The following is a 21,826-nucleotide window of genomic DNA, read 5'->3' as shown; positions in this document are numbered from 1 at the left end:
GGGCGAACCTCACCCGGCTTCACTCCTGGAGGTCCGTCAGGGACTGCTCGGCCCAGATGATTTTCCCGTCGGGAACGAACCGCGTGCCCCACCGCTGCGTGAGCTGGGAGACCAGTAGCAGACCGCGCCCGCCCTCGTCCGTCGTCCGGGGATGGCGCAGATGGGGCGCGGTGGCGCCGCCGTCGAGAACCTCGCACACCAGCGCCCGCTCCCGGATCAGCCGGAGCCGGATGGACCCGGTGGCGTACCGCATGGCGTTGGTGACCAGCTCGCTCACCACCAGCTCCGTGGTGAACGCCAGATCGTCCAGGCCCCAGCGCGCCAGCTGCCGGGTGGCCGTGCGACGGGCGTCGGCGACCACGGCCGGGTCCGAGCGCAGCTCCCAGGCCGCGACCTGCTCGCTGCCGAGACGTTTCGTCCGGGCCATCAGCAGGGCCACGTCGTCGTAGGGGCGGGCCGGGACCAGGGCGTCGACCACGGCCCTGCAGTACGACTCGAGCGGGCCCGACCGCTCCAGCGCGCGGCGCAGCCGCTCCCGGCCCGCGTCGACGGCCCAGGTCTCGCCCCGGGCCAGCAGGCCGTCGGTGTGCAGCGCGAGCGTGCTGCCCTCCGCGAGCGGCAGCTCGACCGCTTCGAAGGGCGGCCCGCCCACGCCGAGCGGCGGGCCCTGCGGCAGATCGGCGAACACGACCGAGCCGTCGGGCCGTACCACAGCGGGAGCGGGATGCCCCGCCGCGGCCATCGCGCATCCGCCGTCGACCGGATCGTAAACGACGTACAGGCACCCGGAACCCACGACCCGAGCCCCCGCCGACCCCGCCGCGCCGGGCTCCGCACCCTCCTCCCGCGCCGACCGCGCCACCAGGTCGTCGAGGTGCGCCAGCACCTCCGCGGGCGGCAGATCCAGCGCCGCCAGGGTCCGTACGGCGGTCCGCAGCTGCCCCATGGCCGCCGCGGCGTCGATGCCGTGCCCGGGCACCTCGCCCACGACCAGCGCGACCCGCGCCCCGGACAGCGGGATGAGGTCGTACCAGTCGCCGCCGAGACCGGTCAGCTCGTCGGCCGGCCGGTAGCACGCGGCCACCTCGACGGCGTCCTGCTCGGGCAGCCGGTGCGGGAGCAGGCTGCGCTGCAGGACGAGCGCGGCGTCCCGCTCGCGGGTGTAGCGGCGGGCGTTGTCCACGCAGACGCCCGCGCGGGCGACGATGTCCTCGGCCAGCCGCAGATCCTCCTCGTCGAAGGACTCCCGGTGACGGCGCCGGTAGAAGGTCGTGATGCCCAGAGTGGTGCCGCGCGAGCGGATCGGCACGGTCATCACACTGTGCAGGCCCAGTTCCAGGAAGGTGGCCCGGCGGCCGCTCGGGGTGTCCGTGGTCCAGTCCCGGGTCAGCGGGTCGAGGCGCTCCTCCCGCCAGGACCGTCCCGTGGCCAGACAGCGGAAGGGCGGCGTACCGGCCCGGAAGGCCACCGTCTCGCCGATCTCGATGACGGCTTCGACGAGGTCGTCCTGCGCGGACCGGTAGCCGGCACGGCGGAGCTCCACCGGCTCCTCCGCGTCCGCGAGAGGCCCGGGAGCCGGCTCGGCGCCCCGCAGCACCGACTCCAGCAGATCCACGGTGACGAAGTCGGCCAGCCCGGGCACGGCCACGTCCGCCAGCTCCTGCGCCGTGCGCGTCAGGTCCAGGCTGCGGCCGATGCTCTCGCCGGCCCGGTCGAGCAGCGCCAGCCGCTGCCGCGCCCGGTGCCGCTCGGTCATGTCCACGACGGTGTAGTACACGCCGATCGGATGGCCCTGATCGTCCTCGAGCCGCGTGAACGACAGCATGTGCGCGGTCTCCCGCAACGGTGCCGAGCGCACATGGCCCACGTGCTCGTAGCCGATCACCGGCTCGCCGGTCTCCAGCACGTGCCGCATCTGCGCCTCGACCGCCTGGGCGTCCATGCCGGGCTGGACGTCCGCGAAGCGCAGACCGAGCCGCCGCGCGGCCGGACCGCCGCCGAACTGCTCCAGGGCGGCGTTCGACCACACGAAGCGCAGGTCCGTGTCCACGATCGCGATACCGACCGGGGCATCCGCCGTCATCTGCTCCAGGACCGTGCGGCTCATGTCCCAGCCGGGGGCATCGGACAGCTCCGACAGCAGCATCAGCCAGCGCGACCCGCCGTGCGCCTCCTCGGCCGAGGCGATCCGGGCCGCCACCTTCACCGGCTGCCCGTCCCTGCGGCGGGCCGTCAGCAGTCCCGTCCAGCCGCCGTCCCTGCGGCACCGCTCGACCAGGTCCGGCACGCGCTGCGCGTCCTCGGCGACCAGCAGATCGGCCAGCTTCCTGCCGACGGCCTCCGAAGCCGGGTACGCCAGCAGCCGCCGGGCACCGCCGGTCCAGCCCGTCACCACGCCCTGTGGATCGAGCAACAGGGGCGCCGCGTCGGCTACATCGAACCGCTGCCGGGCAACGCCGTACACCTCGTCTGCGCCCACGGCCGACCTCTCTGTCGCTGAGAGTGGTCTACCACCTCTAGCCCCAATCTTCACCCTTCCGGCGCCGGCGGGCGGCTTGTGCAGGGCCGGTCGGGGAGGGCGACGACAAGGGCGGCCAGACCCACACGGATGCGATGTCGTGGACGTCGTTCCCCACCGGGGTGAGCGCCGGGCTCCTCAGCCCAGCGCCTTCTCCAGTGCCGCGAGGGCCCCCGTCAGCTCCTCGCCCGTGATGGTGAGCGGTGGGGCCAGGCGGATCGTGGAGCCGTGGGTGTCCTTCGCCAGGACTCCCTCGCGCATCAGGCGTTCGCTGATCTCGCGCCCGGTGCCGAGCGCGGGGTCGATGTCGACGCCCGCCCACAGGCCGCGCGAGCGGAAGCCGACGACGCCCTTGCCGACCAGCCCCGTCAGACCGTCACGCAGGATCACGCCGAGCTCGGCCGCCCGGCCCTGGAACTCGCCCGTCTCCAGCAGCTCCACCACCGCCGTACCGACGGCAGCCGCCAGCGGATTGCCGCCGAAGGTGGAGCCGTGCTCACCCGGGTGCAGCACCCCGAGCACCTCCCGGCGCCCGACCACCGCCGACACCGGCACGATGCCGCCGCCCAGCGCCTTGCCCAGCAGCAGTACGTCCGGCACCACCGGCTCGTGCTCGACCGCCAGCGTGCGGCCCGTGCGGCCGAGCCCGGACTGGATCTCGTCCGCGATGAACAGACACCCCTTGCGGCGGGTCAGCTCCCGCACACCGGCCAGATAGCCGTCGTCGGGGATGATCACCCCCGCCTCGCCCTGGATCGGCTCGATCAGCACCGCGGCCGTCGTCTCGTCGATGGCCGCCTCCATCGCGGCCAGGTCGTTGTACGGCACCACCCGGAAGCCCGGGGTGAAGGGCCCGAAGCCCGCTCGGGCCGTCTCGTCCGTGGAGAAGCTGACGATCGTCGTCGTACGGCCGTGGAAGTTGTCCGCCGCGACCACGATCGTCGCCCGGTCGGCGGGGACGCCCTTGACGTCGTAGGCCCACTTGCGGGCCACCTTCACCCCACTCTCCACCGCCTCCGCGCCGGTGTTCATGGGCAGCACCATGTCCATGCCGGTCAGCGCGGCCAGCCGCTCCGCGAACTCGGCGAGCCGGTCGTTGTGGAAGGCACGCGAGGTGAGCGTCAGCCGGTCCAGCTGACGGTGCGCCGCCTCGACCAGCGCCGGGTGCCGGTGGCCGAAGTTGAGGGCCGAGTAGCCGGCGAGCATGTCCAGGTAGCGCCGCCCCTCGACGTCCTCCACCCAGGTGCCCTCGGCCCGCGCGACGACCACCGGCAGCGGGTGGTAGTTGTGCGCGAGGACCGGCTCCTCCGCGCGGATCAGCTCCTGCGAGCCACGGGTCTCCCGCGCGTCACGGGCCCCCTGCGAGTCCTCGGTGCGGACGGGTGCGGTCATGAGCGGATCTCCCGGATCTCCTGGGTGCAGCACTTGATGCCGCCACCGGCCTTCTGGAACTCGGACAGGTCGACGGGGACGGGGACGTAGCCACGGCAGGCCAACTGCTCGGCAAGGCCCGTCGCCCCCGGCGAGATGAACACATGGCGCCCGTCGGAGACGGAGTTGAGCCCGAACGCCATCGCGTCCTCGCGGGTGGCGAGCACCGCGTCCGGGTACAGCCGGGCCAGCACCTCACGGCTGCCCGGCGAGAACGCCTCGGGGTAGTAGACGATGTTCCCGTCGTGCCCCTCGTCGAGGACGAACAGCGCCGTGTCCAGGTGGTAGAAGTACGGATCCACCAGCGTCAGGCTGATCACCGGCGTCCCGAAGTGCTCCTGCACCTCGCTGTGGGCCTCCCGCGTCGTACGGAAGCCCGTCCCGGCCAGGATCCAGCGGTCGGCCGGCACCAGGTCGCCCTCGCCCTCGCACACCGACTCGGGGTGGTACACCTCGTACCCCTCCGCCTTGAACCACGCCTCGTACGGCACGGACTCGGGACGGCGCTCGGGCGCGTGGAAGAGCGAGCCGAAGACGCGGCCGTCGACGACGACCGCCGCGTTCGCGGCGAAAACCATGTCGGGCAGGCCGGGAACGGGTTTCACACTGTCCACGGTATGGCCGTGGGCACGATAGGCGTCGACCAGCGCCTGCCACTGGTCCAGAGCGCGAAGAACATCGACGGGTTCACCGGGATGCATCCACGGGTTGATCGCGTACTGCACGGCGAAGTGTCTGGGTTCGCAGACGAGGTAGCGCCGCCGGCGCGGCACACGGGAGTCGGGCACAGAGGGGTCCCTCCGCTTCCTCACGGTGTGTGACTGGTGGTTGACACAACGGTAGGAACTGGCGGAGGTGCGCGACAAGAATCAAAGATTGCGCGTTCACGCAGGAACGCTGCGTCTTCCGGCCGCTCAGCGCACGTCTGCTGCGCCGCCCGGGACCCCCTCCGGGGCCGGATGGCTCGCCCCCGCCTCCGGGCTCTCCGGCAGCAGATGGGACAGCACCATCACACTGATCGTCTTCCGGATGAACGGCTCCTGCCGGATCCGCTCCAGCACCTCCTCGAAGTGGTCCACGTCCCGCGCCCGGACATGCAGCAACGCGTCCGCGCCGCCGGTCACCGTCATCGCAGCGGCGATCTCCGGGTAGTCGCGCACGACCTCGGCCAGCCGCCGCGGCGGGGCGGCGCCCTCGCAGTACACCTCGACGTAGGCCTCCGTGCGCCAGCCCAGCGCCGACGGCTTCACCGTCGCCGAGAACCCGGTGATCACACCCGTCTCGCGCAGCCGGTCGACCCGCCGCTTGACCGCCGTGGCCGACAGCCCGATCGCCGCGCCGATCTCCGCGAACGACGTCCGGGCGTTCGCCATCAACGCGGTGATGATCTTCCGGTCGAGTTCGTCGAACGGCGTGGACCTGCTGCTCATGCGGGCACTGTATCCACCGGCACCCCGGCCCGCTCCCGGCCCCGCGCGGGCACCGTGTCCAGCGCGTACGTCCCCCCGGCACGTGTCCAGACGTACGGATCACCCCTACACTCCGGGTTCATGCTGCGCGCCCTGGCTGTCGACGACGAACGCCCCTCCCTGGAGGAGCTGCTCTACCTCCTGCACGCCGACCCCCGCATCGGCAGCGCGGAGGGTGCCGGCGACGCCACCGAGGCCCTGCGCCGCATCAACCGCGCCCTGGAGTCCGGCCCCGGCGGGCCCGAGGCCATCGACGTCGTCTTCCTCGACATCCAGATGCCCGGCCTCGACGGCCTCGACCTCGCCCGGCTCCTCACCGGCTTCGCCCGGCCGCCGCTCGTCGTGTTCGTCACCGCCCACGAGGACTTCGCCGTGCAGGCCTTCGACCTCAAGGCCGTCGACTACGTCCTCAAACCGGTCCGCAAGGAGCGCCTCGCCGAGGCAGTCCGCCGGGCCGCCGAGCTGCGCGGTGCGGCGCGCATACCCGTGAGCGAACCCGACCCGGACCACATACCCGTCGAACTCGGTGGCGTGACCCGCTTCGTCGCCGTCGAGGACATCACCCACGTCGAGGCCCAGGGCGACTACGCCCGCCTGCACACCGACAAGGGCAGCCACCTGGTGCGCATCCCGCTGTCCACCCTGGAGGAGCGCTGGCGCACCCGCGGCTTCGTCCGCATCCACCGCCGCCACCTCGTCGCCCTGCGCCACATCGGCGAACTCCGCCTGGACGCGGGCACCGTCAGCGTCCTCATCGGCTCCGAGGAACTGCAGGTCAGCCGGCGCCACACGCGCGAACTGCGCGACCTGCTCATGAGGAGGCCGTGACGGTGCCCCAGGACCACACCGAACGCCGCGTCGTCGTCACCGCCCCGCCCCGCCGCACCGTCCCCCACGCTCGGCTTCGCTCGCGCGGGAGGCATCCCCAGGCCTCCGGCTACTACCGCCCGCGCACCGAGATCGACGAGCAGACCACCCTCGGCCACGCCTACGTCCGCTCCCTGATGCGCACCCAACTGCGCGCCGCCCTCACCGTGTTCGCCGTGCTCGGCCTGCTCGTCGGCCCACTCCCGCTGCTCTTCGCGGCGATGCCCGACGCCCGCCGCCTGGAGTGGGCCGTCCTCGGCTTCGGCCTCTACGCCCCCCTGGTCCTGCTCGCCCGCTGGTACGTCCGCCGCGCCGAGCGCAACGAGCGCGACTTCGTACGCCTCGTCGAGGACCGATGAACGACCACCGACGGACCGGCGCCCGATGAACTCCAGCTACGCCATCCCCGCCGTCGCCCTCGTCGTCGTCGCCACGGTCCTGGTGGGCGCCTTCGGCCTGCGCATCTCCCGCACCACCTCCGACTTCTACGTCGCCTCCCGCACCGTCGGACCCCGCCTCAACGCGGCCGCCATCAGCGGCGAGTACCTCTCCGCCGCCTCCTTCCTCGGCATAGCGGGCCTCGTCCTGGTCCAGGGCCCCGACATGCTCTGGTACCCGGTCGGCTACACCGCCGGCTACCTGGTCCTGCTGCTCTTCGTCGCCGCCCCGCTGCGCCGCTCCGGCGCCTACACGCTCCCCGACTTCGCCGAGGCCCGCCTCGCCTCCCAGGCCGTGCGGCGGCTCGCCGGCGCCTTCGTCGTCGGTGTCGGCTGGCTGTACCTGCTGCCCCAGCTCCAGGGCGCCGGGCTGACCCTCACCGTGCTGACCGGTGCGCCCGACTGGCTCGGCGGGGTGATCGTCGCCGTCGTCGTCATCGCCATCGTCGCCGCCGGCGGCATGCGCAGCATCACCTTCGTGCAGGCCTTCCAGTACTGGCTGAAGCTCACCGCCCTGCTCGTCCCCGCACTCTTCCTGGTCCTCACCTGGCAGAGCGACGGCGCGCCCCGGCACGCCTTCGACGAACCGGCCACCTTCCGCGAGCAGCGCGTCGTCCGTGTCGACGACAGCATCGACCTCACCCTCGACCGGCCCCTGACCGTCACGGTGACCGGCACCGTCGACGGCCGGACGCACACCGGCACCCGCCTGGAACTCCCCGCCGGTACCCACCGCATCGACAGCGGCACCCGCCTCACCTTCGCCGCGGGCGCCCCCGTCCCCCGGGCCGAGCGCAGCGGTGGTGGCGACCTGTCCCCGTCCCAGGCCGAGGGCCGCGAGGAACGCCCGCTGTACGCCACGTACGGGCTGATCCTCGCCACGTTCCTCGGCACCATGGGCCTGCCGCACGTCGTGGTCCGCTTCTACACCAGCCCGCACGGCGTCGCCGCCCGACGCACCACCGTCGCGGTCCTCGGCCTGATCGGCGCCTTCTACCTCCTGCCACCCCTCTACGGTGCCCTCGGCCGCCTCTACGCCCCCGAACTCACCCTCACCGGCGACCCGGACGCCGCCGTCCTCCTGCTGCCCGACCGCATGATCGGGGGAGTGGGCGGAGACCTGCTGGGCGCGCTGGTCGCCGGGGGCGCCTTCGCCGCCTTCCTGTCCACGGCCTCGGGCCTGACCATGGCGGTCGCGGGCGTCCTCACCCAGGACGTCCTCCCGTCCCGCGGCGTACGGCACTTCCGCCTCGGCACGGTCCTCGCCATGGCCGTGCCCCTCGCGGCGAGCGTCCTGGTCGGCGGGCTGCCGGTCGCCGACGCCGTCGGGCTCGCCTTCGCCGTGTCGGCGTCCTCGTTCTGCCCGCTGCTCGTCCTCGGCATCTGGTGGCGGCGGCTGACCCCGCCCGGCGCCGCCGCCGGGATGCTCGTCGGGGGCGGCTCCGCCCTGCTCGCGGTCGCCGCGACCATGGCGGGCTACCCGGGCGAGGGCGCCGCCCTGCACGCCCTGCTCGCCTGGCCCGCCCTGTGGTCGGTGCCGCTGGGCTTCCTCACCATGATCCTGGTGTCCCTCGCCACTCCCGGACGGGTCCCGCCGGGCACGGCGGCGGTCCTGGCCCGCTTCCACCTGCCGGAGGAACTGCGCACGGAGGTGACGGCATGAGCGGGTTCCTGGCGGGCCTGTGCGTCGCCGTGCTCCCGGTCCTGGCCCTCGGCGTCTGGCTCGGGCGGCGCACCGCACACGCCAAGAGCCTCGCCGGCCTCGGCACCCCCGTCGAGCACGCCACCTTCGAGACCCTGCACACCGCCTCCCTCGCCGCGCCCCCGCTACGGGCCGGCCTGACGGAGGAGACCGCCCGCAAGTCCGCCCGCAAACTGCGCTCCCTGCTCGGCACGGAGGCCCTCTGCCTCACCGACCAGGGGCAGGTCCTGGCCTGGGACGGCGACGGCGCACACCACCGCACCGAGATCATGGAACGTCTTACGGGCCCCCTGGAGACGGGCCGCGGCGAAGCCTTCCGGCTCACCTGCGACAGCCTCGACTGCTCGGTGCGCTGGGCGGTCGTCGCCCCGCTCACCGTCGACGACCGGGTGCACGGCGCCCTCGTGGCCTGCGCGCCGCGCGAGTCGGCGGTGCTGGTCCGGGCCGCCGGCGAGGTCGCCCGCTGGGTGTCGGTCCAGCTGGAACTGGCCGATCTCGACCAGTCCCGCACGCGCCTCATCGAGGCCGAGATCAAGGCGCTGCGGGCCCAGATCTCCCCGCACTTCATCTTCAACTCGCTCGCGGTGATCGCCTCGTTCGTCCGCACCGACCCCGAGCGCGCCCGCGAGCTGCTCCTGGAGTTCGCCGACTTCACCCGCTACTCGTTCCGGCGGCACGGCGACTTCACCACCCTCGCCGAGGAACTCCACGCCATCGACCACTACCTGGCCCTGGTGCGGGCGCGCTTCGGCGACCGCCTCTCCGTCACCCTCCAGATAGCCCCGGAGGTGCTGCCGGTGACCCTGCCCTTCCTGTGCCTGCAGCCGCTCGTCGAGAACGCCGTCAAGCACGGCCTGGAGGGCAAGGCCGTGTCCGCGGGCCAGTGCCACATCCAGATCACCGCCCAGGACGCGAGCGCCGAGGCCCTCGTCGTCATCGAGGACGACGGTGCCGGCATGGACCCCGGCCTGCTGCGCCGCATCCTCGCCCGTGAGGTCAGCCCCTCGGGCGGCATCGGCCTCTCCAACGTCGACGACCGGCTCCGCCAGGTCTACGGCGACGACTACGGCCTGGTCATCGAGACCGCCGCGGGAGCCGGCATGAAGATCACCGTCCGGCTCCCGAAATACCAGCCCGGTGTGCACTCGGCGGGGCGGCTGACCAGGGAGTGAGCTCTCAGGTGCTGCGCGTGGTGACCACCAGTCCCAGGGTGATCAGGCCCAGGACGACCCAGCCGAACCACAGCCAGCCGTTGCTCCCGAGCGCCACCGTGTAGGCCGTCACCACGACCAGTCCGCCCAGTGTGAGCGCTCCCATGGTCTTCGTAGAGTTGGAACCGTTCGTGGAACCGGGCATCGCAACACCCTCCTCATGGTTCGGTCCCTCCATGGTGCCCGGCGGACGCCCGGCGCGCACGGCCCGTACCGAAGAGGACTTCAGCGCCCCTGCGCGTTCAGCGAGGCCAGATAGGCGTTGTACGCCTCCAGTTCCTTGTCCCCGTCACGGTCGGCGGCCCGGTCCGTGCGCCTGGCCTGCCGCTGGTCCGAGGCGTACCACTGGAACAGCAGGGCCACCAGGACCAGCACGGAGGGGATCTCGCTGAACGCCCAGGCGATGCCGCCCGCCGCGTTCTGGTCGGAGAGCGCCTCGATGCCGAGCGAGGCGCTCGGGTTCTTGAACGTCTCGACCATCGGCTCGGACGCCATCATCAACGCGATCCCGAAGAACGCGTGGAACGGCATGCCCGCGAACAGCTCCAGCATCCGCATCAGGTAGCCCGGGCGGTGCGGGCCCGGGTCCACGCCCATGATCGGCCAGAAGAACACCAGACCGACGGCGAGGAAGTGCACCATCATCGCGACATGGCCGGGCTTGGAGCCCATCAGGGTGTCGAAGATGGGCGTGAAGTACAGCCCGTACAGGCTCGCGATGAACAGCGGGATCGTGAACGCCGGGTGCGTGATGATCCGCATGTACCGGCTGTGCAGGAACATCAGCAGCAGTTCCCGCGGCCCCTTGCGCCCCCGCCCCGCGGTCGGCAGCGCCCGCAGCGCCAGCGTGATCGGCGCCCCGAGCAGGATGAGGATGGGCGACACCATGCTGATGACCATGTGCTGCACCATGTGCACGCTGAACATGACCATGCCGTAGTCGTTCAGCCGGGTGCACATCATGAGCATGATGCTCAGCACGCCCAGAACGAAGGCGACCGTCCGCCCCACGGGCCACTTGTCACCGCGCCGGACGAGCCGCACGACCCCCCACCCGTACAGCGCGAGCCCGGTCAGGCAGGCGGCGAGGAAGAACGGGTCCGCCGACCACTCCAGCCCTCGCCCCAGCGTGAACGGCGGCAGGTCCATGGTCATGCCGTGCCCGCTGTGATCCATTCCGCCGGCTCCTGTTTCGTGGGGGTGTGCAGCCATCTGTCCGCCCACAAGAGTAGAACCGCCCCCGGTCACACAGGTGACCGGGGGCGAACTCAGGGCGCGGGGCTGTACCGATATGCGGCTCCGCCGCCTGACACACAACCCGCACCCGGCGGATCAGCACGGCCTCAGAGAACGCACTCCGCCTCTTCGTACCGGTCCTCCGGCACGGTCTTCAGCGTCTTGACGGCCTCGGCCAGCGGCACCATCACGATGTCGGTCCCGCGCAGCGCGGTCATCTGCCCGAACTCACCCCGGTGCACGGCCTCCACCGCATGCCACCCGAACCGCGTGGCCAGCACCCGGTCGTAGGCGGTCGGCGTACCGCCCCGCTGCACGTGTCCGAGGATCACCGGCCGGGCTTCCTTCCCCAGCCGTCCCTCCAGCTCCACGGACAGCTGCCGCGCGATCCCGGCGAACCGCTCGTGCCCGTAGATGTCCTTGCCGCCCTCGTCGAACTCCATGGTCCCGGCCCGGGGCTTGGCCCCCTCGGCCGCGACGACGATCGCGAAGCGCTTGCCCGCCTCGAACCGCTCGCCCACCCGGCGGGTCAGCTCCTCTATGTCGAAGGGCCGCTCGGGGACGACGATGGCGTGCGCGCCGGCCGCCATGCCGGAGTGCAGGGCGATCCAGCCGGTGTGCCGGCCCATGACCTCGACCACCAGGACCCGCTGGTGCGACTCGGCGGTGGTCTTCAGCCGGTCCAGGGCCTCGGTCGCCACCCCGACGGCCGTGTCGAAGCCGAAGGTGACATCCGTGACGGCGATGTCGTTGTCGATGGTCTTCGGCACGCCCACGATGGGCAGACCGCTGTCCGCCATCAGCCGGGCGGCCTTGAGGGTGCCCTCGCCGCCGATGGGGATGATCGCGTCGAGGCCGAGCTCCTCGACATGCCCCCTGGCCCGCTCCACACCGTCCCGCAGCTGGGAGGGCTGGACCCGGGAGGACCCGAGAATCGTGCCGCCGCGGGCGAGGATGCCGCCCACCGCGTCGAGGTCGAGCTTGAGGTAGTCGCACTCCAGGAGGCCTTTCCAGCCGTCCCGGAAGCCGATGACCTCGTCGCCGTGGTCGACGACGGCGCGGTGCACGACGGACCGGATGACGGCGTTCAGGCCGGGGCAGTCGCCGCCGGACGTGAGGACACCAATGCGCATAGCCCGAATACCTTCTCAACGTGGGCCGGGGACCGGACCGCGTTGTCCGGCTGGAATCCCCGCCACCCTAGCGGCATCGAGGGGCCGGACCGAAGCACGCGTCCGCCTGCTGGACGACCCCGCTCACCTGTGCGGATGGGCCGTCATACGGGCTGTTGACCAGCAGGTTGACGCGTGCCCGGGCACGCTGCGGCGCTGCCTCTACGCGGGCTGCTGAGCAGCGGCGATCCGCTCGTTGCGCAGTGCCTCGTACCAGCGGTCGTCGGTCGGCGGCAGGGCGTTGACGTCGAGGGCCAGTTTCAGCAGCAGGTCCGCGATCAGCGGGTTGCGCGCCAGCACCGGCCCGTGCATGTACGTGCCGAAGACGGTGTCGTTGTACGCGCCCTCCGTGCCGTCGCCCGTGCCGTTGCCGTTGCCGAACCGCACCTGGGCGAGGGGGCGGGCGGTGGGGCCCAGGTGGGTGACGCCCTGGTGGTTCTCGAAGCCGGTCAGCGGGGGCAGGCCGAGACGCTGGTCGATGTCGCCCAGCACGTCACCGACGCACCGCGCGCCTTCGCCGCGCACCGACACCACGTCCAGCAGCCCGAGGCCGGGCTCGCGCTGGCCGAGGTCGTTGATGAACTCGTGGCCGAGGATCTGGTAGCCGGCGCACACGGAGAACACGATGGCGCCGTTCTCCACGGCACGGGTCAGTCCGCCGTCCCGGCGCAGCCGCTCGGCGGCGAGCCGCTGCGGCCGGTCCTCGCCGCCGCCGATCAGGTAGATGTCGCCGGAGGTCGGGATCGGCTGGTCGCTGCGCACGTCCAGCCGGGCCACGTCCAGGCCGCGCTGCTGGGCCCGGCGTTCGACGACGAGGACGTTGCCCTGGTCGCCGTAGGTGCTGAGCAGGTCGGGATAGATCCAGACGACCCGCAGTTGGTTGTCGCTCACAAAAGTCCCCTGACGTCTCGTGCTCAGTTGCCGACGCGGCGGCGCAGGTCCTGGAACGCCGTGTAGTTGGCGATGACCTCGATCCGGCCCGGCGGGCACGCCGCCACCGCCTGGTCGAGGTTCTCGTAGACCTGGAAGTGCTGGTCGGCGACCTCCAGGCGCACCGCCAGGTCCAGCCGCCGGTCGCCGACGACGCAGATCGGGTGGCCGGTCAGACGTGAGTAGTCGACATCCCACAGCCAGGACGTGTCGGTGCCGTCGGCGGAGCGCGCGTTCACCGACAGGATGACCGGGGTGGGCGGCGGGTCGATCAGGGAGAACGTCTCCAGCCAGCCGGCCGGGTTCTTCGCGAGCAGCAGCCGCAGGTCACGGCCCTGGAACTGGACGACGTCGTAGCGCCCGGCGACCGCCTGCACCTGGTACATGCGCTCCAGAGCGACCTGCGGCGGCACCCCGAACACGGCGGCGACGGCGGCCGACGAGGCGGCGTTCGCCTTGTTGGCGCGGCCGGGCAGCTGGAGGTGGATCGGCCAGGCCGAGCCGTGCGGGTCGAGCACGTGGTCGCCGGAGAGCGCCCAGCTCGGCGTCGGACGGCGGAATCCGCACTCGCCGCAGAACCAGTCGTCGCCCGGGCGCTGCATCACGCCACCGCACGACGGGCAGGACCAGGCGTCGTCCTTCCACATCTGCCCCGCCGCGACCCAGATCACGTTGGGGGAGGACGACGCCGCCCACACCACCAGCGGGTCGTCGCAGTTGGCCACGACCACGGCCTTGGAACCCGCGAGTCCCTCCCGCCAGTTCTCGGCGAGCATGCGGGTCTCGGCGGCGCGGTCGAGCTGGTCGCGCGAGAGGTTGAGCAGGGCGATGCACTTCGGGGCGGTGTCCCGGGCGACGCCGGCGAGGTACTTCTCGTCGACCTCGATGACGCCGTAGCGGGCGTCCGAGCTGCCGGCGAGGGCCGAGGTGATGCCGGCCGGCATGTTGGCGCCGAGCGCGTTGGAGACGACCGGTCCCGCCGCGCGCAGGGCCTCGGCGATGAGCCGGGTGGTGGTGGTCTTGCCGTTCGTCGCGGAGACCAGGATCACGTCCAGGTTCTGGGCGAGCCGGGCGAGGAGGTCGGGGTCGAGTTTCAGCGCGACCCGGCCGCCGATCACCGAACCGCTGCCGCGCCCTGCGGCGCGCGATGCCGCCGCGACCGCCTTGCCCGCGGTCACGGCCAGCTTGGCCCGCGGCGAGAGCGGGTCCGAGTTGCCTGCCATCAGTTCTCGATCCTCCTTGCGTACGCGCCGCGCCTTGAAGCCTGACGGCCACGTGGTGTGGACCTCAGCCTATCGAGATCCATTCGCACTCCCGAACCGCGGCACTGTGGCGAACTCGTGTGGGAGGCGCGGACCGACAGGACCTTACTCTTGCCGCCATGCGACAGAGCCCCATCCCCGGCACCCGCGGCCGCGTGAGACCCCTCACCCTGCACGGCGATCCCGTCCTGCACTCGCCCTGTGCTGAGGTCACCGACTTCGGCCCCGAACTGGCCAGGCTCGTCGAGGACTTGTTCGCGACCATGTACGCCGCCCAGGGCGTCGGCCTCGCCGCCAACCAGATCGGCGAGGGCCTGCGGGTCTTCGTCTACGACTGCCCGGACGACGAGGACGTCCGCCATGTGGGCCACGTGATCAACCCGCGCCTGACCGAGAAGGACGGCGTGGTGATCCGGGGCCCGGAGGGCTGTCTGTCCCTGCCGGGCCTGGAAGCGGGCACGGAGCGCTACGACCATGCGGTGGTCGAGGGTTTCACGGTCACGGGGGAGCCCGTCACCGTCCACGGCACGGGCTTCTTCGCCCGCTGCCTGCAACACGAGTGCGACCACGTGGAGGGCCGCGTCTACGCGGATCACCTGAGCGGCTGGCGCCACCGCAGGCTGATGCGCCAGGTCGTCAGGGCTTCATGGCGCCGGTGAGCGTATGTCCCTCAGGGGCCCGGGGAACGGCGCGAGCAACCCCCACGGGCGGTCAGCCGAACCACAACGGTCAGAAACCCGGGCCCCCGACCCTGTCCCCGGCCGCCGCAAGCCGCCCCCACAACAGATCGGCAAGACTCCGCACCAACTCCGCACGAGAACAGGGCCGTTCGCCCAGCCACCAGTCCCCGGCCGCATGCATCATGCCGACGATCCCGTGCCCCCACACCCGCGCCAGCTGCTGCCCGCCCGGCCCGAGATCCAGCCGCTCCTCGATGACCTGCGCCAGCTCCTCACCCATCCGCCGCAGCAACGGCGCACTGTGCTTGCCGACATCGAAGCCCTGATCCCCGGGGCTCCCCTCCGCGGGGTGCATCAGGAACCGGTACACCTGGGGTCGCGCCTCGATCGCCGTGAGGTAGGTGTCCAGCGTCGCCTCGACCCGCTCCCGCCGGTCCGCCGGCGCGTCCAGCGCCGCCCGCAGCGAGTCCAGCAGCGCGTCCGTGTGCCGCATGGCCAGGGCCGCGTAGAGTCCGCCCTTGTCGCCGAAGTGCCGGTAGAGAATCGGCTTGGTGATGCCGGCTTCCGCGGCGATCGCGTTCATCGAAGCCTGCGGGCCGTCGCGCAGCACCACTCGGTCGGCGGCTTCCAGCAGCTCACGCCGACGGCGATCGGCGGACCGTTGCTGATCGGTCCGCTGCGTGGTGTCCATGGTCTCTCCCCACCCGTGCTGTTTCGATAACGCCTGCGCAAACTAACACTGAAGCATGCCCAGGGCACCGAACGGGTGCCGACCGGTCGGTAGGAGTTGACTTCGACTACCCACCGGTAACAGACTGCTGTTACCGCAAGTAACATGCACGTGTGCCGCTGAAGGGGACGACATGGCCGAGTTCACCATGGAGCTCAACGACGAACAGAAGGAGGTCCGGGACTGGCTTCACGGCTTCGCGGCCGACGTGATCCGCCCCGCGGCCGCCGAATGGGACGAGCGTGAGGAGACTCCCTGGCCGGTCATCCAGGAGGCCGCCAAGGTCGGCATCTACTCCCTGGACTTCTACGCCCAGCAGTACTTCGACCCCACCGGCCTCGGCATCCCCATGGCGATGGAGGAGCTGTTCTGGGGAGACGCGGGCATAGCCCTGTCCATCGTCGGCACCGGCCTCGCCGCCGTCGGCGTCCTCGCCAACGGCACCGAGGAGCAGATCGGCACCTGGATCCCCCAGATGTACGGCGACGCCGCCGACGTCAAGGTGGCCGCGTTCTGCTCCTCCGAGCCCGACGCCGGCTCCGACGTGGCCTCCATGCGCACCCGGGCCGTGTACGACGAGGCCAAGGACGAGTGGGTGCTCAACGGCACCAAGACCTGGGCGACCAACGGCGGCATCGCCAACGTCCACGTCGTGGTCGCGGTCGTCGACCCCGAGCTCGGCTCCAAGGGCCACGCCTCCTTCATCGTCCCGCCGGGCACCGAGGGGTTGTCCCAGGGCCAGAAGTTCAAGAAGCACGGCATCCGCGCCTCGCACACCGCCGAGGTCGTCCTGGACAACGTGCGGGTGCCCGGCTCCTGCCTGCTCGGCGGCAAGGAGAAGCTCGACGAGCGGCTCGCCCGCGCCCGGGAGAGGGCCAGGCAGGGTGGTGGGGAGCGCGTGAAGAACGCGGCGATGGCCACGTTCGAGGCCTCGCGCCCGGCCGTCGGCGCCATGGCCGTCGGAACCGCCCGGGCCGCGTACGAGGTCGCCCTCGACTACGCCACCACGCGGGAGCAGTTCGGGAGGCCGATCGTCGACAACCAGGGCGTGGCGTTCCAGCTCGCCGACATGCGCACGTCCATCGACGCGGCCCGGCTCCTCGTCTGGCGGGCCTCCTGGATGGCGGTCAACGGCAAGCCGTTCACCGCGGCCGAGGGCTCGATGTCCAAGCTGTTCGCGAGCGAGACGGCCAAGACGGTCACGGCCCAGGCGATCCAGATCCTCGGCGGCAACGGCTACACCCGGGAGTACCCGGTCGAGCGCATGCACCGGGACGCGGCCATCTACACCATCTTCGAGGGCACGAGCGAGATCCAGCGCCTGGTGATCGCCCGGACCCTCGCCGGCGTGCCCATCCGCTAGCGCTGTCCGAGCGGCGTCAGCCGCTCGATGGCGCTGCGCGCCCGTAGTTCCTCGATCACCGGCTCGGAGGACATCTTCGCCGGCGTGTCCGTCGGGTCGGTGAACGCGTGCGGTTGCCCGAACGGGACTCCCGCACGAATCCCCGCGGGCACGCCGGCTTCGCGCCGGACCGCTCCGCGGCCGGGGGCGACGTGCCAGGCTCGTCCCGGCACATCGACGACGGTTGACGGACGCTTGACGGAGGAAGCGATGACGCACCCGGCCCTGGACCTGCTGCGGACGACCACGGCGGCCCTCGCCCCGGACCCGGACACCAACCCCTTGGTCCCCCGGATCGCCGCCGGTACGGCACCCCGCGCCACCCTCGCCGCGCTCGCTCTCGAACAGACCTGGGTGATCCCCGCCGACCGTCGCGCGTTCGAGCACCTGGCCGTCCGCTCCGCAGCGGCCGATCCGGAGGCCGCTGCCTTCTTCACGACTCTCGCGGAGGGTGAGGCGCTGGCAGGCGGGCGACTGGTCGCCTTCGCTCGGGCGTGCCGCGCGCAGGAGGCGTCGTACGAGCCGCTTCCCGGCTGCCAGGCGTACCCCGCGTACGTGGCCTGGCTGGCACTCAACGCCGCACCGGCGGACGTGGTGCCGGCGCTGACGGCCAACTTCTCGGCATGGGGCGGCTATTGCGCGACCATCGCCACGGCACTGCGCGAGCACTACGGCTTCACCGACGAGGCCTGCGCCTTCTTCGACTTCTTCGCGGAAGAGTCACCCGACCTGGACCGGCTGGCGACAGCAGCGGTGGAGGCGGCTCTGGACGCCGGGCGCCTCGATCAAGCACGAGTTCGCACATACGGCCGCCTGCTCCAAGCGTACGAGGCGATGTTCTGGACGGCGCTGAGCGGGACTCGCTGAAAGGGGCGCGGGGAACTGCGCGACAGCCACCTACACGGCCACATACACCCGCGTACGCCACAGTTACGTCGCGGTCCCGCTGCTGTGCGCGATACAGGCCACGTCAATACGATCGGCCAGCTTCGCCAGCTCAATGGCCAACTCGGCGACCGTGTCCTCGTCCAGCCCCGACTCCCCGCCCTCCACCAGCCGCACCCACCGACCCCCCACCGTCCGCAACAGCTTGCTGACATCCGCCGCGGCCACCTGCAAGGTCCCGCGGTCGTCGACGATCAGAGGCAGAGTCACTTCGCGGTTCACAGACGTGATCGTAGCCCCGCAACACTCACGCACCATGCCAAACAGTGGTGATGTTGCAGAACTCCCTGATTCCGTGCCCGGACAGCTCACGCCCGTACCCGGACCGCTTCACACCGCCGAACGGGAACGCCGGATGGGACGCCGTCATGCCGTTGAAGAACACCCCACCGGCCTCCAGATCCCGTACGAACCGGTCGACCTCGTCCTCGTCCCGCGTCCACACGTTCGAACTCAGCCCGAACGGCGAATCGTTCGCGATCAGCACGGCCTCGTCCAGGTCGGCCGCCCGGTAGAGCGTGGCGACCGGCCCGAACGCCTCCTCGCGGTGGATCCGCATCTCGCGGGTGATGCCGGCGAGGATCGTCGGCGCGTAGTACCAGCCCGGCCCGTCCGGCCGTTCGCCACCGCACAGCACCTGCGCACCGTCGCGCACCGCGTCGTCGACCAGTTCCTCCAGATCACGCCGCCCCTGCTCGCTGGAGAGCGGCCCGACCTCCGTGTCGTCGGCCATGGGGTCGCCGACCTTCAGCGCCTTCATGCCCTCGGCGAACCGCTCGGCGAAGGCGTCGTAGACGTCCGTGTGCACGATGAACCGCTTCGCGGCGATGCAGGACTGCCCGGTGTTCTGCACCCGTGCGGTCACCGCGACCTTCGCGGCCCGGTCGATGTCGGCGGAGGGCATGACGACGAACGGGTCGCTGCCGCCCAGCTCCAGCACCGTCTTCTTGATCATCTCCCCGGCGGTGGAAGCGACCGCGCGGCCCGCGGGCTCGCTGCCGGTGAGGGTGGCGGCCTTGACCCGCTCGTCGCGCAGGATCTCGTCGACCGCGGCGGAGCCGATCAGCAGGGTCTGGAAGGTGCCCTCGGTGAAGCCCGCCCGGTGGAAGAGGTCCTCCAGGTAGAGGGCGGTCTGCGGGACGTTCGAGGCGTGCTTGAGCAGGCCCACGTTGCCCGCCATCAGCGCGGGAGCGGCGAACCGGACCACCTGCCACAGCGGGAAGTTCCACGGCATCACCGCAAGCACCGGCCCGAGCGGGCGGTAGCGCACCCGGACGCGTGAGGCTCCGGAGTCCTTCACGTCGGCATCGGCCGGCTCCTCGTCGGCGAGCAGTTCCTCGGCGTGGTCGGCGTACCAGCGCATCGCCTTGGCGCACTTCGCCGCCTCGGCCCGGGCCTGCTGGACCGGCTTGCCCATCTCGGTGGTCATCACGCGGGCGATGTCCTGCTGGTCCTCTTCGAGAAGGTCGGCGGCCCGGTGCAGCAGCCGGGCGCGCTCGTCGAAGGTCGTCGTCCGGTACGTGCGGAACGTGGCCTGCGCGAGCTGGAGCCGGCGCTCGATCTCCTGCTCGTCCATGGCCTCGTACGTCTTGAGCGTCTCGCCGTTCGCCGGGTTCACCGTTGCGATGGGCATGGCTGACCTCCCTCGGAGCGGGCTGTGTATCGACCTTCCCGCGCGGCGGAGGGGACCGCAACGCGGGAGCGTCTCCTCAGGCCGAGTGCTCCGCGAGCCGGTCGAGAAACGCCGCCTGGGCCTTGACGATCACCGCGCGGGCCCGGTCGAGGCCGAACCACGCCACCCGGTCCAGTTCGGGGAACTCCTGGAGCTCGCCGGAGCGCGGGGGCCACTCCATCCGGAACGTGCCGGGCACGATAGCCGCCGGGTCGAGATCCGCCCGGACCGCCCAGGCCGTGACGATCTTGCCGTTGGTCTGCCGGACCTCGCCGAGGTCGATTGCCTCGCCGTCGGGCGGGGGCAGCCCCAGCTCCTCCCGGAACTCTCGCCGGGCGGCCTCCCAGGCGGGCTCGTCCGGCTCGTACTCGCCCTTGGGGACGGTCCACGCTCCGGTGTCGCGCCGGGCGAAGAACGGTCCGCCCATGTGTCCTAGCAGGACTTCGAGGCCGTCGTCCGTGGTGCGGAAGAGCAGCAGACCCGCACTGCGCTTCACGGCTTCACCTCCGGATGGGCGGCCAGCAGCGTCTCGACCGTGTCGGCGTCCTCCGGGCGCTTGTCCTCCCGGTAGCGGACCACCCGGGCGAAGCGGAGGGTCACGCCGGCCGGGTAGCGGGTGGAGCGCTGCAGCCCGTCGTAGGCGATCTCGACGACGAGTTCCGGGCGGACGGTCACCACGAAGTCGTCGGAATCGACGGCGAGCTGCTGGAGGCGTTCGGTCTGCCAGGTGAGCATCGCGTCGGTCATGCCCTTGAACGTCTTGCCGAGCATGGCGAGACCGCCGTCGGCGGTGCGGGCGCCCAGGTGGAGGTTGGAGAGCTTGCCGGTTCGGCGGCCGTGGCCCCACTCGGCGGCCAGGACGACCAGGTCGAGGGTGTGGACGGGCTTGATCTTCAGCCAGGAGGCGCCGCGCCGCCCCGCGCTGTAGGAGGCGTCGAGCGCCTTGGCGACGACGCCCTCGTGGCCGCGCTTCAGGGTCCCGGCGAGGAACTCCTCCGCCGCGGGCGTGTCGTCCGGTCCGGACACCAGCGTGCGCCGCACCCGCATCGGCTCGGGCACCAGGCGGGCCAGCTCGGCGTGCCGCTCGGCGAAGGGCAGGTCGAGCAGGTCGTGGCCGTCGACGGACAGCGCGTCGAAGAAGACGGGGGAGACGGGCACCGCGCGGGCAGCCGTAGCCACGTCCGTGCGGGAGCCCACACGGCCGGCGGTCTCCTGGAACGAGCGGGGGCGCCCGCCCTCGTCGAAGGAGATCACCTCGCCGTCCAGGATGAACCGCCCGCCCCGCAACTCCAGAGCGGCGGCCGTCACTTCGGGCAGACGGTCGGTGATGTCGTCGAGGGTGCGGGTGTAGAGCCGCACGGTGTCGCCGTCGCGGTGCACCTGGACCCGGATGCCGTCCAGCTTCTCCTCCACCGCGCAGGCGCCCAGCTTGCCGACCGCCTCGGCCACCGACGAGGCGCTGTGCGCCAGCATCGGCAGCACCGGGCGGCCCACGGTGAGACAGAAGCGGTCGAGAGCGGCGGGGCCGTCCGCGAGCAGCGCCTCGGCCACCGTCTGGAGGGAACCCGCGAGCATCACGGCCCGCCGTACGTCCGCTGAGGGCGCCCCGGTCGCCTGGGCCAGCCCCTCGACCGCCACCGCGTCCAGGGCGCCCTGCCGGACCTCGCCGGTGAGCAGGCCGAGCAGGAACCGCTGCTCGGTCTCGGTGGCCGCGCCCATCAACTCCGCCACCAGCCGCGTCCGTTCCGCCTGGGAGCCAGGGCCGGACACCCTGGCGAGCTCCGCGAGGCGGGCGTCCACGTCCCGCACGGTCAGGCGCGGCTCGGCGGCCGGATCGACCGACTGGCTCAGCACCTTCCAGCCGACGCCGATCCGGCCCTGCGGCAGCCGTCCCGCCAGATACGGGATGACGATGGGCACGTCCTCGGCCTCGGCGTCCCGGAACAGCTCCGCGAGCAGGGCCGTCTTCCGGGACCGCGCCGAGGTGGCGGCGACCTCCTGGGACACTAGGGCCAGCCGGTGCAGCAGCATGCAGCCATGGTGCACCTCAGGCGGGGCCCCTACACCTGGGCGACCGGGTCCGGCGGGCCGTGTCGTCTCGGCACGGGTCAGGCCGGCCGTGCGCCATCGGTTCCCACCGCGCTTCGCCGGCGCGGCCCGAA

The 21,826-nt window shown here is 71.9% G+C and carries 22 protein-coding genes; 7 read left to right on the top strand and 15 right to left on the bottom strand.

Going from position 1 to position 21,826, the window contains the following annotated elements; translation table 11 throughout:
• Positions 1–19 precede the first annotated feature (19 nt).
• The 4 genes from ACFY9S_RS25200 to ACFY9S_RS25185 form a co-directional block, all read right to left on the bottom strand.
• Positions 20–2,479, bottom strand: coding sequence for a SpoIIE family protein phosphatase (locus tag ACFY9S_RS25200; protein WP_391132158.1), 2,460 nt, complete (start codon positions 2,477–2,479; stop codon positions 20–22).
• A gap of 177 nt (positions 2,480–2,656) precedes the next feature.
• Entirely contained in the window at positions 2,657–3,910 is a 1,254-nt protein-coding gene (gene rocD / locus ACFY9S_RS25195) for an ornithine--oxo-acid transaminase (protein WP_391132156.1), read from the bottom strand.
• Positions 3,907–4,737, bottom strand: coding sequence for a dimethylargininase (gene ddaH / locus ACFY9S_RS25190; RefSeq protein ID WP_391132154.1), 831 nt, complete (start codon positions 4,735–4,737; stop codon positions 3,907–3,909). Before ddaH ends, rocD begins: the two co-directional genes overlap by 4 nt.
• A 126-nt stretch (positions 4,738–4,863) precedes the next feature.
• Positions 4,864–5,379: an AsnC family transcriptional regulator gene (locus tag ACFY9S_RS25185; RefSeq protein WP_391132152.1), complete on the bottom strand. Its 516-nt coding sequence runs from the start codon at positions 5,377–5,379 to the stop codon at positions 4,864–4,866.
• Between the two features lie 120 nt (positions 5,380–5,499).
• Here ACFY9S_RS25185 and ACFY9S_RS25180 point away from each other — a divergent pair, with 120 nt between their 5' ends.
• From ACFY9S_RS25180 to ACFY9S_RS25165, 4 genes are read left to right on the top strand one after another with little or no spacing between them, the layout of a single operon-like run.
• Positions 5,500–6,246, top strand: coding sequence for a LytTR family transcriptional regulator DNA-binding domain-containing protein (locus tag ACFY9S_RS25180; protein ID WP_391132150.1), 747 nt, complete (start codon positions 5,500–5,502; stop codon positions 6,244–6,246).
• 2 nt (positions 6,247–6,248) lie between these two features.
• Positions 6,249–6,644, top strand: a complete 396-nt coding sequence (locus tag ACFY9S_RS25175; protein WP_391132412.1) for a hypothetical protein — start codon at positions 6,249–6,251, stop codon at positions 6,642–6,644.
• Positions 6,645–6,669: 25 nt separating this feature from the next.
• The gene (locus ACFY9S_RS25170; protein ID WP_391132148.1) at positions 6,670–8,385 is read left to right on the top strand and encodes a cation acetate symporter; all 1,716 of its coding nucleotides are present in this window, start codon (positions 6,670–6,672) and stop codon (positions 8,383–8,385) included.
• A complete protein-coding gene (locus ACFY9S_RS25165) occupies positions 8,382–9,596 on the top strand; it encodes a histidine kinase (RefSeq protein WP_391132146.1) in 1,215 nt (404 codons plus the stop codon). Before ACFY9S_RS25170 ends, ACFY9S_RS25165 begins: the two co-directional genes overlap by 4 nt.
• A 4-nt stretch (positions 9,597–9,600) precedes the next feature.
• Here the strand turns inward: ACFY9S_RS25165 and ACFY9S_RS25160 are convergent, their stop codons facing one another.
• From ACFY9S_RS25160 to ACFY9S_RS25140, 5 genes are all read right to left on the bottom strand, one after another.
• Positions 9,601–9,780, bottom strand: a complete 180-nt coding sequence (locus ACFY9S_RS25160) for a hypothetical protein (RefSeq protein WP_030835374.1) — start codon at positions 9,778–9,780, stop codon at positions 9,601–9,603.
• An 80-nt stretch (positions 9,781–9,860) separates the two neighbouring features.
• Entirely contained in the window at positions 9,861–10,811 is a 951-nt protein-coding gene (locus ACFY9S_RS25155; RefSeq protein WP_391132144.1) for a cytochrome c oxidase assembly protein, read from the bottom strand.
• A 167-nt stretch (positions 10,812–10,978) separates the two neighbouring features.
• Positions 10,979–12,004, bottom strand: a complete 1,026-nt coding sequence (locus ACFY9S_RS25150; RefSeq protein ID WP_102910631.1) for a 6-phosphofructokinase — start codon at positions 12,002–12,004, stop codon at positions 10,979–10,981.
• 201 nt (positions 12,005–12,205) lie between these two features.
• Positions 12,206–12,934, bottom strand: coding sequence for a type 1 glutamine amidotransferase (locus tag ACFY9S_RS25145; RefSeq protein ID WP_102910632.1), 729 nt, complete (start codon positions 12,932–12,934; stop codon positions 12,206–12,208).
• Positions 12,935–12,957: 23 nt separating this feature from the next.
• On the bottom strand, positions 12,958–14,196 hold the full coding sequence (locus ACFY9S_RS25140) for a MurT ligase domain-containing protein (protein ID WP_033307230.1): 1,239 nt from the start codon (positions 14,194–14,196) through the stop codon (positions 12,958–12,960).
• A 158-nt stretch (positions 14,197–14,354) separates the two neighbouring features.
• On the opposite strand from ACFY9S_RS25140, the gene def reads away from it, so the two are divergent.
• On the top strand, positions 14,355–14,894 hold the full coding sequence (gene def, locus ACFY9S_RS25135; RefSeq protein WP_391132141.1) for a peptide deformylase: 540 nt from the start codon (positions 14,355–14,357) through the stop codon (positions 14,892–14,894).
• 70 nt (positions 14,895–14,964) lie between these two features.
• On the opposite strand, the gene ACFY9S_RS25130 is transcribed toward def, so the two are convergent.
• Positions 14,965–15,606 carry a TetR family transcriptional regulator gene (locus ACFY9S_RS25130; RefSeq protein ID WP_391132139.1) on the bottom strand — a complete coding sequence of 214 codons (642 nt, stop codon included), beginning with the start codon at positions 15,604–15,606 and terminating at the stop codon, positions 14,965–14,967.
• 172 nt (positions 15,607–15,778) lie between these two features.
• On the opposite strand from ACFY9S_RS25130, the gene ACFY9S_RS25125 reads away from it, so the two are divergent.
• Positions 15,779–17,008, top strand: a complete 1,230-nt coding sequence (locus ACFY9S_RS25125; RefSeq protein WP_391132137.1) for an acyl-CoA dehydrogenase family protein — start codon at positions 15,779–15,781, stop codon at positions 17,006–17,008.
• Here ACFY9S_RS25125 and ACFY9S_RS25120 read toward each other — a convergent pair.
• Positions 17,005–17,220, bottom strand: coding sequence for a hypothetical protein (locus ACFY9S_RS25120; RefSeq protein WP_391132135.1), 216 nt, complete (start codon positions 17,218–17,220; stop codon positions 17,005–17,007). The genes ACFY9S_RS25125 and ACFY9S_RS25120 overlap by 4 nt on opposite strands.
• 37 nt (positions 17,221–17,257) lie before the next feature.
• On the opposite strand from ACFY9S_RS25120, the gene ACFY9S_RS25115 reads away from it, so the two are divergent.
• Complete coding sequence (locus tag ACFY9S_RS25115; RefSeq protein ID WP_391132133.1) at positions 17,258–17,914, top strand: transcriptional regulator; 657 nt, start codon at positions 17,258–17,260, stop codon at positions 17,912–17,914.
• 63 nt (positions 17,915–17,977) lie between these two features.
• Here ACFY9S_RS25115 and ACFY9S_RS25110 read toward each other — a convergent pair whose 3' ends face one another.
• The 4 genes from ACFY9S_RS25110 to ACFY9S_RS25095 all read right to left on the bottom strand — a co-directional run bounded on the left by ACFY9S_RS25110 (position 17,978) and on the right by ACFY9S_RS25095 (position 21,695).
• Positions 17,978–18,214 (bottom strand): DUF6213 family protein, encoded by a 237-nt coding sequence (locus ACFY9S_RS25110; RefSeq protein WP_033307522.1) that lies wholly within the window; start codon positions 18,212–18,214, stop codon positions 17,978–17,980.
• 25 nt (positions 18,215–18,239) lie between these two features.
• Positions 18,240–19,625: an NADP-dependent succinic semialdehyde dehydrogenase gene (locus ACFY9S_RS25105; protein WP_391132131.1), complete on the bottom strand. Its 1,386-nt coding sequence runs from the start codon at positions 19,623–19,625 to the stop codon at positions 18,240–18,242.
• A 76-nt stretch (positions 19,626–19,701) separates the two neighbouring features.
• Complete coding sequence (locus tag ACFY9S_RS25100) at positions 19,702–20,160, bottom strand: NUDIX domain-containing protein (protein ID WP_102912330.1); 459 nt, start codon at positions 20,158–20,160, stop codon at positions 19,702–19,704.
• Entirely contained in the window at positions 20,157–21,695 is a 1,539-nt protein-coding gene (locus tag ACFY9S_RS25095) for an ATP-dependent DNA ligase (protein ID WP_391132128.1), read from the bottom strand. The genes ACFY9S_RS25100 and ACFY9S_RS25095 overlap by 4 nt, the downstream gene beginning before the upstream one ends.
• Between the last annotated feature and the right edge of the window lie 131 nt (positions 21,696–21,826).

The sequence above is a fragment of the Streptomyces sp. NPDC012474 genome (assembly GCF_042955185.1).
Taxonomy (GTDB): domain Bacteria; phylum Actinomycetota; class Actinomycetes; order Streptomycetales; family Streptomycetaceae; genus Streptomyces; species Streptomyces cahuitamycinicus.
The sequence above is the reverse complement of the archived record's forward strand: the minus strand, read 5'-3'. Positions and strand labels throughout refer to the sequence as shown.

Bases quoted from the DNA above. Each gene is read 5' to 3' on its own strand.
- rocD (WP_391132156.1), bottom strand. From the start codon at position 3,910: ATGACCGCACCCGTCCGCACCGAGGACTCGCAGGGGGCCCGTGACGCG.
- ACFY9S_RS25185 (WP_391132152.1), bottom strand. From the start codon at position 5,379: ATGAGCAGCAGGTCCACGCCGTTCGACGAACTCGACCGGAAGATCATC.
- ACFY9S_RS25180 (WP_391132150.1), top strand. From the start codon at position 5,500: ATGCTGCGCGCCCTGGCTGTCGACGACGAACGCCCCTCCCTGGAGGAG.
- ACFY9S_RS25170 (WP_391132148.1), top strand. From the start codon at position 6,670: ATGAACTCCAGCTACGCCATCCCCGCCGTCGCCCTCGTCGTCGTCGCC.
- ACFY9S_RS25165 (WP_391132146.1), top strand. From the start codon at position 8,382: ATGAGCGGGTTCCTGGCGGGCCTGTGCGTCGCCGTGCTCCCGGTCCTG.
- ACFY9S_RS25160 (WP_030835374.1), bottom strand. From the start codon at position 9,780: ATGCCCGGTTCCACGAACGGTTCCAACTCTACGAAGACCATGGGAGCG.
- ACFY9S_RS25155 (WP_391132144.1), bottom strand. From the start codon at position 10,811: ATGGATCACAGCGGGCACGGCATGACCATGGACCTGCCGCCGTTCACG.
- ACFY9S_RS25150 (WP_102910631.1), bottom strand. From the start codon at position 12,004: ATGCGCATTGGTGTCCTCACGTCCGGCGGCGACTGCCCCGGCCTGAAC.
- ACFY9S_RS25140 (WP_033307230.1), bottom strand. From the start codon at position 14,196: ATGGCAGGCAACTCGGACCCGCTCTCGCCGCGGGCCAAGCTGGCCGTG.
- def (WP_391132141.1), top strand. From the start codon at position 14,355: ATGCGACAGAGCCCCATCCCCGGCACCCGCGGCCGCGTGAGACCCCTC.
- ACFY9S_RS25130 (WP_391132139.1), bottom strand. From the start codon at position 15,606: ATGGACACCACGCAGCGGACCGATCAGCAACGGTCCGCCGATCGCCGT.
- ACFY9S_RS25125 (WP_391132137.1), top strand. From the start codon at position 15,779: ATGGCCGAGTTCACCATGGAGCTCAACGACGAACAGAAGGAGGTCCGG.
- ACFY9S_RS25115 (WP_391132133.1), top strand. From the start codon at position 17,258: ATGACGCACCCGGCCCTGGACCTGCTGCGGACGACCACGGCGGCCCTC.
- ACFY9S_RS25105 (WP_391132131.1), bottom strand. From the start codon at position 19,625: ATGCCCATCGCAACGGTGAACCCGGCGAACGGCGAGACGCTCAAGACG.
- ACFY9S_RS25095 (WP_391132128.1), bottom strand. From the start codon at position 21,695: ATGCTGCTGCACCGGCTGGCCCTAGTGTCCCAGGAGGTCGCCGCCACC.